The sequence below is a fragment of the Nostoc sp. genome (genome assembly GCF_036916975.1).
Classification (GTDB): domain Bacteria; phylum Cyanobacteriota; class Cyanobacteriia; order Cyanobacteriales; family Nostocaceae; genus Nostoc.
In genome coordinates this window covers 73374-88161 of record NZ_JBALFF010000079.1, presented here as the reverse complement: position 1 = coordinate 88161, position 14788 = coordinate 73374, and the positions used below count along the sequence as shown (strand labels likewise).

The 14788-nt window shown below is 40.8% G+C and carries 10 protein-coding genes; 5 read left to right on the top strand and 5 right to left on the bottom strand.

Going from position 1 to position 14788, the window contains the following annotated elements; genetic code table 11:
- The first annotated feature begins 108 nt into the window (after nucleotides 1–108).
- On the top strand, nucleotides 109–2475 hold the full coding sequence (locus tag V7K73_RS19475) for a WD40 repeat domain-containing protein (RefSeq protein ID WP_334882205.1): 2367 nt from the start codon (nucleotides 109–111) through the stop codon (nucleotides 2473–2475).
- 9 nt (nucleotides 2476–2484) lie between these two features.
- On the opposite strand, the gene V7K73_RS19470 is transcribed toward V7K73_RS19475, so the two are convergent.
- From V7K73_RS19470 to V7K73_RS19455, 4 genes are all read right to left on the bottom strand, one after another.
- Nucleotides 2485–3030, bottom strand: a complete 546-nt coding sequence (locus tag V7K73_RS19470) for an HMA2 domain-containing protein (RefSeq protein ID WP_334882204.1) — start codon at nucleotides 3028–3030, stop codon at nucleotides 2485–2487.
- A gap of 729 nt (nucleotides 3031–3759) precedes the next feature.
- Complete coding sequence (locus V7K73_RS19465) at nucleotides 3760–4068, bottom strand: DUF5132 domain-containing protein (protein ID WP_334882203.1); 309 nt, start codon at nucleotides 4066–4068, stop codon at nucleotides 3760–3762.
- A gap of 70 nt (nucleotides 4069–4138) precedes the next feature.
- Complete coding sequence (locus V7K73_RS19460) at nucleotides 4139–6391, bottom strand: heavy metal translocating P-type ATPase (protein WP_334882202.1); 2253 nt, start codon at nucleotides 6389–6391, stop codon at nucleotides 4139–4141.
- A 199-nt stretch (nucleotides 6392–6590) separates the two neighbouring features.
- On the bottom strand, nucleotides 6591–7730 hold the full coding sequence (locus tag V7K73_RS19455) for an HMA2 domain-containing protein (RefSeq protein ID WP_334882201.1): 1140 nt from the start codon (nucleotides 7728–7730) through the stop codon (nucleotides 6591–6593).
- A gap of 931 nt (nucleotides 7731–8661) precedes the next feature.
- Between V7K73_RS19455 and V7K73_RS19450 the strand changes: the two genes are divergently transcribed.
- The 4 genes from V7K73_RS19450 (at nucleotide 8662) to pip (ending at nucleotide 13952) form a co-directional block, all read left to right on the top strand.
- Nucleotides 8662–9060: a hypothetical protein gene (locus tag V7K73_RS19450; RefSeq protein ID WP_334882200.1), complete on the top strand. Its 399-nt coding sequence runs from the start codon at nucleotides 8662–8664 to the stop codon at nucleotides 9058–9060.
- Nucleotides 9061–9409: 349 nt separating this feature from the next.
- Nucleotides 9410–10870, top strand: coding sequence for a hypothetical protein (locus tag V7K73_RS19445; RefSeq protein WP_334882199.1), 1461 nt, complete (start codon nucleotides 9410–9412; stop codon nucleotides 10868–10870).
- A gap of 191 nt (nucleotides 10871–11061) precedes the next feature.
- The gene (locus tag V7K73_RS19440; protein ID WP_334882198.1) at nucleotides 11062–12795 is read left to right on the top strand and encodes an iron uptake porin; all 1734 of its coding nucleotides are present in this window, start codon (nucleotides 11062–11064) and stop codon (nucleotides 12793–12795) included.
- A 209-nt stretch (nucleotides 12796–13004) separates the two neighbouring features.
- Complete coding sequence (gene pip / locus V7K73_RS19435) at nucleotides 13005–13952, top strand: prolyl aminopeptidase (RefSeq protein ID WP_334882197.1); 948 nt, start codon at nucleotides 13005–13007, stop codon at nucleotides 13950–13952.
- A 373-nt stretch (nucleotides 13953–14325) separates the two neighbouring features.
- Here the strand turns inward: pip and V7K73_RS19430 are convergent, their stop codons facing one another.
- Complete coding sequence (locus tag V7K73_RS19430) at nucleotides 14326–14616, bottom strand: pentapeptide repeat-containing protein (RefSeq protein ID WP_334882196.1); 291 nt, start codon at nucleotides 14614–14616, stop codon at nucleotides 14326–14328.
- Nucleotides 14617–14788: the final 172 nt, after the last annotated feature.

Sequence of the window (14788 nt, the reverse complement as noted above, 5' to 3'; positions counted from 1 at the left end):
CTCAAGTAGTAAGATCAAGAGTATGTATGAAATTACTAGATGGGAGTATCACCCTGATTTCATGCAAGCCTTGCTTATTTATTTTATTCACTTTCTAGGTATGTGTTTATGCAGCAAGGGTTAAGGTTACTAATTCAACTGGTACTAGAGTTTGCACCTGTAGTTGCAGAGCTAGTACAAAAGAGAAGTCAAGATTTAGCTCTGAGTAAATATGAACCGATTGAAGTAATTCCCGAAATACTCAAAGTTCTAAATCCTTCAAATAAAAAAAGCAGTTATGTTGAAGACTTTGAACAAGAAAGAATTTTCCAACAGCAATTAGTAGCCGACAATCAACAAACGCAATTAAGAATAGCCGCCCAAGAGCGAGAAACGGCGCTCAAGTTGCCAGAAGTCAATAAAATTCTTGATAGCTGGCCTTTAAGATTATATCCTTCACAAATTTTAGACTCCACCAACTATGGGCGCACTCCACTAAAAATTTTTATCGCTCCTCCTCAAGTACATTTTGACCAATTTAACGATAATAGAGATGAAACAATTCCCCAAATTGAGTTAATGTTGGCTGAAGGATTACGAGATTTTCTTAACAAGCATTACTCTTTACACAGTCAAATTAGACCAACAGAATTATTGGCAGGAGCTTGGGATAGTAAACGTTTTCACAGTGAATCAAGTATTAAGGCTCTGTTTGGAATGTTGAAAACAGAGCCTATTTTGATTTTAGAGTCAGAAAATGATGGCGATTATTTAAATTTTCGGATTGCTTACTGGGGTTTAGGACAAGGTAATTATTATTATAAAACAATTGCTCGTTTACCTTATCGAGAAATTCTCCAAGAGTCTGCTAAAAAACGGGCGTTAGAATGGAAAAAAATTAGAGATGAACTCCTGGCATTGGGAGAAGAAACCGAGGAAATTAATCACATTGGAAAAGAGAATGTTGTTAATTTGGCAATTTTAGAAAAGCTAGAAAAATGGAATGAGAAAGGAATTGATATTAGTAAGTTATCTTTACAATATCAAGTCAACCGTCAAGACTTTGAAAACCTCTGTCAGGTTTTGATTACTTATCACTGTTTGGTTGCAGGTTGGGTAGCCGATGTTTATCACCTGGTTAATCATGGTGTACCTCCACTACTACCAGAGTTGCTGCCGAGTTTGCTGTCAGATACTTTTGATTTACAATCAGTACAGGTTATCGCCTCCGGTTATAAACAAGTTTACCAAGCTCTAGAAAATGAGCGTTGTTACTGGATTCCAGAATTGGCTTTGCAATTAGCTCAGAGTTTATCTCATTTAAGCAATGCCTACGGTGGTAAACTACGCTCTTGGGCAAATGAACAGCTTGATTATTCTGTGAATACATGGTTGCAACTACGCCAAATATCACTACAACATTCTACTAACCCGCTTCAGGCAATGCAATCAGCCGTCAGCATCAAAGATGAGGAATATGTAAAAAACTTAAGAGAATATTTTGTTGCAGTTGGTGATACTCAAAGTCTTGCTGATGTTGAGGAAATTTTAAATTGCGTCGCCAACCTCAAACACCAAGTTACACTACAACATATCGTTCTCAGTCATACCCTAACTGGACATTCAGAAAAAGTGACATCTGTTGTTATTAGTCCTGATTCTGAGAGTTTAGTTAGCGGGTGTGCAGATAAAACCATCAAAGTATGGAATCTTAAAACCGGTAAACTTATTCGCACTCTCATAGAAGATTTAGGCGAAATATCCTCTGTTGCAATTAGTCCTAATGAAGATTATCTCGCTGTTGGTAGTTGCCAACACCCTAAAAGTAATGTACGAGTATACAATCTCAATTCTGGCAAACTAATCCACACTCTGTTAGGACATCAAAAACCGGTTAACTGCATCGCCATCAGTCCTGATGGACAAATTCTTGCCAGTGGTAGCAATAAAATCAAAATTTGGAATTTGCATAAAGGCGATACCTGCGGCGGGCTATGCCAACGCATTTGTACCCTTTGGCATTCATCACCAGTTCATGCTGCTGCTATCAGCCCCGATGGTACAATCCTCGCTAGTGGTAGTTCTGACAACAAAATTAGGCTGTGGAATCCCCGCACAGGCGATCCATTACGCACTCTCAACGGACATTTAGGTGGGGTGAAATCAGTAATCATTAGTCCTGATGGAGAAATTCTCTTTAGCGGTAGCACAGACAAAACTATCAAAATTTGGCATCTAGTTACAGGTAAAGTCCTACACACCTTGACTGGACATTTAGAAGAGGTAAAATCCTTAGCTGTTAGTCCTGATGGAGAAATTCTCTTTAGCGGTAGTGCAGACAAAACTATCAAAATTTGGCATTTGCAAACGGGAGAATTACTGCAAACTATCACAGAACACTCAGAGGCAGTAAATTCTATTGCGATTAGCCGGAATGGTCAATTTCTTGCTAGCGGTAGTTCTGATAAAACTATCAAGATTTGGCAGATTAATTAAGCTTTTTAGTTACTCGTTTGGTGATTGTTTTTGGCTAGTTCCATGCAATTTAATAAAGCTATCAAAAGCATACCATGCTAAAACATACCAAGGAATAATTTCTAACTGCAATCCTTTATTAAGTAATTGCCGCAGTGAAAGACTAGCTAATCCCAAAGGGAAAAGAATCCGCAGATCAAAAGCACCATGTGTTGACTGTTTGACGCGCTGGTTTAAGTCAATAACCGCAGATGATACTCCGGCTGCTGCTTCGGTGTTCCCTTCGGTAACATCGGCAAAAATTATCCCTAAATCTTTAAGTGTTGCTAGCACATTTTCTAGACTGCCATCTTTACCATCGTGATTGATAACAATACTACCATGATGGACATTTGTCTTAACTTGATTAATGTGAGAATTTGCTGACAAAGCTTTGGCGATGCGTTGCATCTTTTCTGGTTGACGATGGGAATGAGCTACTCTCAACCGCAATCTACCGGGGGTCGAACTTACAACTTTTGTAGATATCGGTTTTGGTGATGTTTTGAAAGTGGGTTTGTCTATAATTTCCGGCATTTTATTGTAAGTCCTATAACCATTTGTCAACATGCAACCACCTTTTTGATTTGTGTGATAAGTAGGTAGGCAAGATAAAACCAAACTATGTAACGAAAAGTAAAATCTCTGTATTTGGCTCGTAGCATCCGGATAAAGATGCGCTAAAGCGCAACTACGAGCCAATGATGATTATTTGCGCCCACTTACTTAGTGGATTATTTGTTGTGGGTTTGTTGTCTACAGGAATGAGTGCAAAATTAATGAAAAACGAACCGCAGAGATCACAGAGGAGCGACAAAGTTTTGCGCTATCTTGCATTAGGCAGTTCCAAAATATAAATTATATTATGTCGGCTTGATTATTTATTAAACCCGGAGAACCCCCACCCCCCCTGCGGGGATACCGTGTACATACAAGTTATCTGATTACCCAAAAGTCCTTCAAAACCTCAAAGAGTCCTATCGGACATCCCTCTCGTTAGTAAGGAGAGGGACAGATTTTACGTAGTAAAACCAGGGTGAGGTATCTCAGGGGTTATGATATTTAAGCGTAAATTGCACTTGTGTGTACACTGTAGACCTCCGGGGAGGGGTTCTTTTATTATGGGTAATTTGGCGAACATAATATTGTTCTATTTTCGTATGGTGCGTTACGGTGTTCTACCTAACGCACCTTACTAAATTTGAGATTTTGGTAATTGGAAGTCGCCGATGAGGAAGAATTTAACTTGCAAATAGGCAGATGAAATTACACACCATTATCGGCGATATTATCCGCATTGGTGGCAGTGGCTTCAAACACGGGGGTTTCTTTTTCTTCAGCAAGTTCTGCTCTGGCTTCGGCTACCATGTCTTCCCAGGTTTCGCCCATTTCTGCAATTGTTCCTTTGCTTCTTTCATAAAGACCAATTCCGCCTTTGATGACTGACTTGACTAAGGGTTTACCAACTCCAGCAAAAATAGGCAATAAAACAGGTGCTAAGAGGACTGCACCAATTCCGGCTATAATACCGGGAGCGCCTGCATCTTCAACAAAATCACTAATTTTAGGTGCCATGTTCAATTTTCTCCTATTAATTAAGAAATCTGGGAAAGCTTTTTAAGATACTCTTGGCGGCATAGTTGGATCATCTTGCCGATGGTAGAGCTTTATGTTGACGATTTTTCAGAATTGGACGCAAACCGTTGACTCCAGCAACTACGGTTGAGCCATTGTTGACTACTGTTGCGGCTAAGGGGTTAAGACCAAAGATAACGGCGATCGCCATTGCTGCTAAATTAGGAAGGGCAACAAGTGCTGTGTTTTGTCGAATCAATTGCTTGGCTTGACGAGCGATCGCGATCGCTTCTAATAAACCATGCAAGTCATTCTGCATCAACACTAAGTCTGCTGTCTCGCGGGCTATCTCAGAACTGTTGGCAAAGGATACGGAAACATCAGCGTAGGCTAAAGCTGGCGAATCGTTGATCCCATCACCTACAAATGCAACTGTCTTACCTTGTTCGTGCAGTTGGCGGACAACTGTTGCCTTTTGTTCTGGAAAAGCTTCGGCGTGAGTATGCGTTGGCAAAATACCAAGTTCAGCAGCTACAGCTGTAGCAGTTCGCTTATTATCGCCGGTTAGCATGTGAATTTCTACACCTTCGACTGTCGAAAGTGCTTTAATGACTTCCCGGCTTTCGGGACGGAGAAGGTCACTATATTTAATAATACCTTGAAGTTGACCGTTGCTAGCTACATAAATCGCTGAATCTGCTGATTTTTGCTGACCATTTAACGCTGCCATATCAACGCCACTGGAGCGCAAAAAGCGATCGCTCCCCACATAAACTGTCTCTCCATCAATCAGAGCTTGCACACCCAAACCTAGTTGATAATCCCACTTGCTACGCGGCAAAATTTCCACTTGCTCTGCTTGGGCATAGCGCACAATTGCCTCTGCGACTGGATGAGTTAAACGTTGTTCGGCGGCTGCTGCCAATTCCAACACTCGCAATTTTGAGGTTGCGGGATTGAGACTTTCCACACTGACAACATCGACTTCTCCCTTAGTCAGCGTCCCGGTTTTATCAAAAACTATGGTATCAACTTCTGCTAGTTGTTCTAACGCCCGACCGCTACGGATAAGAATCCCCCGTCGTGCAGCATAAGTTAATGCTGCCAAAACTGTTGTTGGGACTGATACTCGAATCCCTGTAGCAAAGTCTAGAGTTAAAACACTGGCTGCCCGTGAAGGGTTGCGGGTTGCGGCAAATACTGCCCCACCAAGTAGCAAAGTTGGCACAACAGCTTTTTGAGCAAATTTCGTGGCAGAATTCTCTATCCGGGTATCGTGGACGGGTGCTTCTTGCATTAACTTAATGCTCTGTCCGGCGCGGGTATCATTCCCTATGCGTTCTGTGAGAATATAAATTCGTCCTTCCCGTACCAGCGTTGAAGCAAAAACTGGTTGTCCCGTTTTTTTCAGCACCGGCATCGATTCGCCAGTTAGTTTCTGCTCATCTAGCAGGGCTTTACCTCGCAAAATGCTGCCATCAACTGGCACTTGTTCGCCAGGGTAAACAATCACTGTATCCCCACGCTGCACATCTTGAATGGGAATTTGTTGTTTGTCGCCATTGCGTTCTACCCAGACAAATTGTCCTAGAGAACTAAGTAAATCTAGAGTTTGTTGAGCAGAAGAACGAGCCGTGCGATCGCGGATATTTTCACCCACTTCAATTAAACCGAGCATCAGCGATGGTGTGAGAAATTGCCCTTGGAAGGTAGTAATAGCGATCGCCATCAAATCCAAAAAGTCAATATTCAATTTTCGCTCTACCCTAATACCTGACCAGGCTCGTTGGATAACGGGTAAAGTAGCAATGGCGATCGGAAGCGCTACTATCAAAGGTGGGATCGGTAATCCTAACGGCCCCGCCAACACTGCTAAAGTAGTCGCAACGGCAGAGAGTTGTAAACCTGGCCAAGATACCTCTTTTTCGGTTTCTGTTAAAGATGAAGAGTTTTTGAGAACGACTACAACACTTGCAGCCTGAATCAAATCGTCAAGGTGCGATCGCATCTTCGCATCGGAAATTTTATCAGATTTATAAGTAACTGCAACTGACATTGCCGCAGGCTTGACACGGACATTCTTCACCAGCGCATCTGCTGTTAACAATACTTCCAGACGCTTGGTATAATCTGCATCGCAGCGTAAGCGAGGTACGCGAAACCGCAGTCTTCCCGGAGTTGTATGCACAACGCTGTAGGTAACGTTGGGTAACCCTCCTTGAGAGTGTCCATTAGTGTCAATTAAAGAAGCTTTTCCATTCCCTTCCAAGACAGTAAATTGAGATTTTGGGGGTGATGGTAGTTGCAGTGCTACTTTTGCCATTACTTTTCTTTAATCCAAAATTGTTACACTTCGATGAAAATCAGGCTCTTTGCTGGGGTAAAGAGAGCAAATTAGCCACCAATCCTGCGAGATTGATTAGCTATCAAAAGTTTGCTTATTTGCGATCTTCTGGACTCGTTGGCTAACTTATCGCTGTAGATAAGCTAAGTTTGTCAGCCAGCGACTTTCAGAATTACGTTTATAAAGGGAAGTTTGCCATAAACCCTAACGATAAACACATCGCAGGCGATTTTAGGTTAGTCCACAGACTCGATAACTCTGGAGTAGGATGATTTGCCGTTGTTGCGTCTGTAATTTCATTCGTCTGAGCAACCTGAGTAGGATGATTTACCGTTGTCGCGTCTGTAATTTCATTCGTCTGACTAACTTCTTCTAGGGGTTGGTTAGCCGTTGCGATCCCTACTGTTGGTGGATTTATCTCCAACGCTAATTCCATCAAACTCACCCAATAAGATAATGGAATTTCACGAGACTGATAAGCGATCGCCATCGATGCTGCATCCAAATTCACACGTACACTTGTAACTTGAGCATCAGTTTTCACTATTCTCTCAAGCCGCCGCCCATAAGCTCGATCTTGGGCAATTTTTGGTACATTCAACCGAATCCGTCCCGGAATTTGATGAACTACACTGTAGTCAATCTTTGCAGGTGCTACCACCTTGCTATTTTCTTGTTGGATAGTAGATTCGGATATCTCGCTTTTTATCGCCGAACTGGTATAATTATCTTCGTTTTTTTCTGATGTCGGAACTTGAGAGCCAAGATAACCAATGACACCACGGGTTGCATCTGCCGCAATCATATAAACTGGAATCGATACCCAGCCATGAATTCCTAACCCTCCTGTTACCGCCAAACCTGTCATCATCGGAATTAAGGAAATACCCTGCTCTTTCCAAAATGAAGCAGATTTCCAAGCTGCAAAGGGATCGGTCTTGCTAGGTGAATCAGACGAAGCCTGCGGTTGGATCTCAATATCAGATTTTAGCGCCAAAATTTGCCCTAATGAGAGCTTATCTTCATCAAAATTAACTACCAAACTACCCGTTTGTTCATTCACCGCAACTTCCCTGACTCCTTCTATAGACCGTAAATCTTGGGCTATGTTGTCTAGGAGCGAGTTAAGACTACTGTCAGTGGTACGGAGTCGCACGCGCCCGGTAGTTAGATGAACTATTTGCAAAGCACCTGATGGCTGTGCGATCGCTTTACTTGTACTCTGATTAACAGCGTTGCTTTGTTGTGTAGAGATTAAATTAGAAGATATTTTCGCAAAAATATTTAATTTTTCACGATTACTGAGATTTTTAGTCATTTACCCAATTAGCCAATAGCTACATCAAGTCAAAGATTAACAATAGATTAAATGTAACTTAAGCCTGCGAGTTAAATATGTGTCTTCCGAATTATTTTTAATAACGTTTTGTTATGACAATGATTATTATAATCAAAGGCAACTATACAAAATTTTCAGTGGTTCTCAGTTGAGTAGGTACAGAACCCCACCCCCAACCTTTGTTAAAGACGGGGTTTATTGTAAATCTCGCATTGCGTTTCTATCCCGCCTCGGAATGAATTCCGAGGCGGGATAGCTGAAGTCCACTCAAGTGGACTGAATTGATTATTTAGTCCACTTGAGTAGACTTCAGCTATCAGCCCTGAACTTTAGTTCCGGGCGGGATGTCGGTGAGTATAACAGTTTCAGTCTGACAAAAATGTGTGTGGGTAGAGGGTGCGCGAGTGGGGTATTTTTATACCTCAGATGAAATCTGCTGTAAATCCTAAATAATTTGTGAATAATAAGATTACTGACTTCTCTAATAAGTCGGTAATTTGAGTATTTCAAAATTAAATATGATTGCTATAGCGTTTCTGTGTCGAATCAGGTACACGGATAAGACTGATAAGCTTGTCAATTAAGGAATTTAGTGTATTTTACGCGAGTAGTAACCGTTATATATATATCAAAAATATATCTCTAAATATATGGAAATTTAGCTAGTAAATAAATATATGCTTTTTACCTAAACAATTTGTATATATGAAAAGTATATTTTTAATATATATGTTTTTCGTGTAATTTATTGCACAATAACATTAGAGTTAAAAAATCTTTTATGTTAAAAAACAAAAAAGCTTTAAAACCAAGTCTGATTGGTGTTTTAATCCCAATTAATAGCAGTTAAAAACGTTTAATTTAGATGTCCTTTGCTGAATCTGAGTTCGACTAAATAAAGGTTTTTAATATGGATAATTGGGAGTTATTACGATTTTATGTATCCGCCCAAAAGAGTGTTAATCAATCCACTCTTATTGAAGCTAAACTGGCGAATACAACAGATCATTACATAAAACCACACCACGGAGATATCCCCTTTTTAGCAGTAGTTTTGGCTCATATTTCCTTCATGATTGTTTGGGCAACTTTCGTGTTTTTCATTTCATCCGCCTCCAAAGCGTTACAAGATGCGGTACAAAAGACGACACAAGATAAAGGCGAAATAGTAGGCATTAAACATTTAGAGCAACATCCCTGTAAAAGCTGCCATTTTTTTAACAACAACCATTATCTAAAATGTGCAGTACAGCCTTTTGCTCCTTTAACTAAAGAAGCACTCAATTGCTCTGACTACAAGCCTAAATAGCTTTTTCTACCTTCAGAGTAGCTTACTACAGTCATTTTAACTTCTTTCTTTGTGTCCTTTGCGGTAGCCTGCGGCAAGCCGATGCAGCGTCTACGTTTTTCTTCCTTGTACTTAAAATATGGTTTAGTGGATCTCCATACATAATTGGTATAAGTCGGCGGGAAACTATCTAATGAATAAGTTTTCGGTCAACTTCAGGCACTCTGAAACAAGTTAAAAAGGAGTACAAATTAAGCTAAAAATTGGTAGTAAACTATCAACTTAAGTTGTTTAACTGATAACGAAATAACAACAATGCAGCTATTGGTAATTTGAACTTTTGAAACTTCGAGAAACCTAAACAAATTTTATGAAACAAAAAGAGACGATATTTGTTATTCCCACTCATCGACTGAGAGATGTAGCACAGACCATAGAAAAGTATGATGAGAATTTCTGGGCAAATGGTCATGCTTTAAAAATTATCGTTTTTGATGATTCTAGCATTGTCAACCACGAAAAATATTACCCACTTTTAGAGCAGACTAAGACAGTCAATGACGTGTTTTATGTTGGACCCCAACAGAAAGAGCAATTTATTACATTTTTAAACGAAAGACTGCGCGATCGCAAGCTAGAATCACTAGTAAAAAACTTATTTAGACCTAGTTATGGCGGAAATCGCAACTTCACACTAATGTATACCCTTGGACATTTAATGGTTAGTGCAGATGACGATATGCGACCAGATGCATTAATTGAAACTAGTCCAGAATCTTTGTCAGGCGATGAAATATGTCGAGGAAAATTAATCAAGTCCAACCAACAAGGCGGCTACATCCATAAATCTTTTGACTTACTCACAGCTTTTAGTGATGTTCTAGGTCAAAAAGCTAGCCATGTACCAGAAAACTTCGAGGCTGGAGAATTGGTTCTTGATACAGCAATGGACTTAGAAACTAATACAACCAAGGGTTACTTTCGGGAAAACAGCCTCGTATTACAACAGGGGAGAGTATTGAATAATGCCATAGTTAAGATAGCCCAGACTTTTCGCACCGGAACTAATGATATCGATACACTTGATTTTATTCACATGTATCTCAATGATGAAAACCAAATAAGTCCAAATGACCTAAATGATTTTTATATTCTTACCAACTTTAGACCTGTTATTACTAACAAAAACTGGAGAATGGATTGTGGAGTCGCTGGATATGATAATCAGCTAGGTTTACCACCATTTTTTCCAACTCGCCTCAGATTTGAAGATTATATCTACAGAATTTGGATACAGCAAGAGGGAATTGTGGCTGCACACGTTGATGCTGTCCAGAACCATATTAGAAATAACTACATGCGTAATCCTCTGGCTAGTGAACTCTTTAATGAGGAAATATGCAGCCTGTTGAAAAAGAAAATTAAAAACAGTGTTTATCATCTTGATGACCTGGGAATCAAGTTTGATTATTCTGGGGAAGTTACGTTGCAAGACTCTGAGGAAATCTTAGAAAAAATCTCTGCTATCCACAAGCAGGTAGTCAAAGCCTCAATGTCTACCCAGAATGAAGAACGTAAGCAGTCACTCCAATTGTTTGCTGAGAACTTATCGAGAGTATTTTATGGATTTGAACCCGACTTTTTTCAGCAAAACGTTTCCAGAATTATCGATGATGTGATTAGCCAATTTCACGGTTCTCTAGAAATCTGGCCAACTCTAGTTGAAATCTGTTATTTTTACAAAGATAAAAAGGATTTACCACAAATCAGAGTCAAAAACAAGAAGCTAAAATCCAGAAATGGCAATAATTTGAGCCAGATTCAACCATAAACTCTTGACTAGATTTACCCAGGGCTTCAAGCTGTGGCATTAGTTAAGATTCTTTATCCGTAACAATTTTATCAGGCATATCTTAAAGTTACTGCAATCTGATAAAATTTCCAACAAGTAGAATAACTGCTTGTTCTCTTTTTCTTGAAGCCAATCATTTCGGGCCTTTTTTGGGAAAGGAAAATAAAAAAATGTCTAATTTATTGTGGAAAACTCTGGTACTAAGTCCAGTAGTTTTAGGAGTGACGGTGTTAGTTTCCGCTAAGGCTATGGCTACTAAAGTACCAGCCTCTTATGAAGGTATAAAGGCAAAAGTTGCTCAGACAGAAACGCCACTAGCTTCTAGTGCTTCAATATTCATCCAAACAAAGCAACCAAAAAATCAGCAATTGCTTGCTCAGGCAAAGACTGATGATAATAAGGTTTTAGAAGAGGTTAACGGCTACAGTAGCGAAGGCAATAACCAGAATTCACTGTCTCAAGTCACATCAGTTTCTCAGTTTTCTGATGTACAACCTACTGACTGGGCATTCCAAGCTTTACAATCCCTAGTTGAACGCTACGGTTGTATTGCTGGATACCCAAACAGCACTTACCGTGGTAACCGAGCATTGACTCGTTATGAATTTGCCGCAGGTTTGAATTCTTGTTTAGATAGGGTTAATGAACTGATTGCCACAGCAACGGCTGATTTGGTGAGAAAACAGGATTTAGCAACCCTCCAACGTTTGCAAGAGGAATTTTCGACAGAACTAACAACTCTGCGTGGCCGAGTAGATGCTGTAGAAGCACGGACTGCTGAACTAGAAGCACATCAGTTTTCTACTACTACAAAATTGGTGGGTGAAGCTATTTTTGCTGTCACCGATAACTTTGGCAAGAACGACAACAACAATACTGTTTTCCAAGACAGGGTGCGTTTAGACTTGCAAACCAGCTTCACAGGTCAAGATACTTTACATACTAGGCTTGCAGCTGGTAATGCAAATCCCTTAGCTTTACGAAATGGCACATTTGAAGGGACTCAAACCTTTAACGTGTCCCCTTCCACCAACAACAGTGTTTATATAGACTGGCTAGCATATTACTTCCCTGTTGGCAACTCCCAAATTTACATAGCTGGTAGTGGAGGTATTCAGAGCGATTACGTTCCTACCGTCAACCCATACTTTGAGGATTATGATGGCGGTAACGGTGCTTTGTCTACCTTTGCCTCCGAAAGCCCAATCTATCGGATTGGTGGCGGTGCTGGTGCGGGGGTTAACTTAGCCTTTGGTAATGGTGGCGGTGGCTTCCAGCCTTCATTAACCTTGGGTTACTTGGCATCTCAAGCAAATAACCCTGGACTAAATACGGGTTTATTGGACGGTAACTATGCTGCTCTTGGACAGTTGAACTTAAAAGTAGGCGATCGCGTCACCTTAGCTGCAACTTACGTCCACGGTTATCATAATGGTGGCACTGTTTTATTCGATGCCGGCTCTGCGAGTACAACAACTGGTATAGACGGTACTGCACAAGCTAACTTGGTAGCTGCTGGCAACGCATATTCAAGTAATTCCTACGGTTTAGAGGCTGCTTTCAAACCGAGTGACAAACTGTCGATTAGTGGCTTTGCACTTTATACCGACATCAGAGGCTCTGGTGCTAATGATGATAGTCAAGTTTGGAGTTATGGAGCTGGAATAGCTCTGCCAGACTTAGGTAAGAAGGGCAACGTTTTAGGAATTTTCGCAGGTATTGAACCTTATGTTGGAGGTAATACTGGTGATAAACCATATCACTTTGAAGGTTTCTATAAGTATCGTGTGAGTGACAACATTTCTATTACTCCTGGGGTAATTTGGTTAACCAATCCTGGCCAACTTCCTGGCAACAACGATGATGCAATCATTGGTACACTGAGAACTACCTTCACCTTCTAAAGGTTTACGCAAATTGTAGGATGCACAGCTAGTACAGGGGGCGCGGAAATAAACCTACTATTTCATTACAGCCAGAAAAGCCGAAATCTTGCGGATGAGAAACTCCCAGGCTTCATTTATCGGTTTTTCTGGCGGTTCATTTAGTCTGTCTCCGCCTGACTTCTTGCCATAGCGATCGCAATCACAACATTAGTGATAAAATATCCAAAATGCGAGAACTTTACCCAGCGATCGAGCCTTACTTAGAAGGTAGTTTAAAGGTTTCTGACCTTCATACCATTCATTTTGAAGAGTCAGGGAACCCCCAAGGTCAACCCATCGTTTTGCTGCATGGGGGGCCTGGTGGTGGATGTCCAGCTTTTTATCGGCAATATTTCCATCCAGAAAAATGGCGGTTAGTCATGTTTGACCAGCGCGGTTGTGGTCAAAGTACGCCCCATGCAGAATTACGAGAAAACACCACTTGGGATTTAGTCAGTGATATCGAAAAACTGCGCCAACATTTAGGTATACAAAAGTGGGTGGTCTTCGGTGGTAGTTGGGGTAGCACTTTATCATTAGCCTACAGTCAAACCCATCCCTCTCGCTGCGCGGGATTAATTCTGCGTGGTATCTTTATGCTGAGGCAAAAAGAGTTGCGATGGTTTTACCAAGAGGGTGCTAGCTATATTTTTCCTGATGCTTGGGAAGAATATCTCAAACCAATTCCCATAGATGAACGTGACGATCTAATTGCAGCATATTACAAACGCTTGACCAATCCAGATTTAGAAATTCAATTAACAGCAGCGCGTGCTTGGTCAATTTGGGAAGGTAGTACCAGTAGACTTTTCTTAGACCCAGAACTCATGCAAAAGTTTGGCGAGAGTGAATTTGCTTCCGCTTTCGCACGGATTGAATGCCATTACTTTATGAATAAGGGATTTTTGGAAACTGAAGATCAATTACTTATAAATGTAGACCGTATCCGCCATATTCCAGCTGTAATTGTTCAGGGACGCTATGATGTAGTCTGTCCAATGATATCAGCTTGGGAATTACATCGAGCTTGGCCAGAAGCACAATTTATAGTAGTTCCTGATGCCGGACATTCGATGAGTGAACCAGGAATTTGCAGTGCTTTGATTGAAGCAACAGATAATATTAAATTCGGTTGAATATTTAGATTTCTATAGCGTTTCTCAATTATATAAAGTACATGATAGCCCCCTGTCGAAGATCCTACGGTGTATACACAAGTCTTACCCCAGCGATATCTTTATTAATAATCTCGCACTGTATTTCTATTCCGCCTCGGAATGAATTCCGAGTCTCATAGCTGAAGTCCACTCAAGTGGACTAATACCAATTCTGTATGAAGATGCGCTAAACCATATTTAAGTACAAGAAAGAAAAACGAACCGCAAAGTCCGCAAAGAACACAAAGAAAGAAAGAAAGAAAGAAAGAAGAAGTTAAGAGGGTTTGGCGCAGCCTCACAAAGAAATGGTATAAATTGATCGATTCAGTCCACGCTTAGTGGACTTCAGCTATCAGCCCTGAACTTCAGTTCTGGGCGGGATATCGGTAAGTGTGACAGTTTCACTCTGACAAAAATATGGGTAGAGGACGACTTGTGTATACACGGTAGCTCGAAAAGCGGGGAGGGGGTTGGAGCCACTCAAATCAACACCTATCAAATCGGCTCCGCTCAAGTCAATTTCCCGTAAATCTTCTCCATCCAGCCCCGACGAACTGATTCTAATCCCAGCAAAGTCTCTCTCGCCATCTGCGTATCTCTTAAGCAACTTTCGACGATTGATAAACTTTATTGAATCTTCCATAATTTGCCTCTTGCATCTTGCAATACATACCCAGCAATCCAGACAGGCTCCATCATTATTAATAGTGATCCCAGCATACTTAACCCCACTCACACCTACACTAAACATGCTGTATACACAGCAATGTTAACCCAGGGCTATTTCATTCTATTTTTACGGCAGTTTTTAGGAA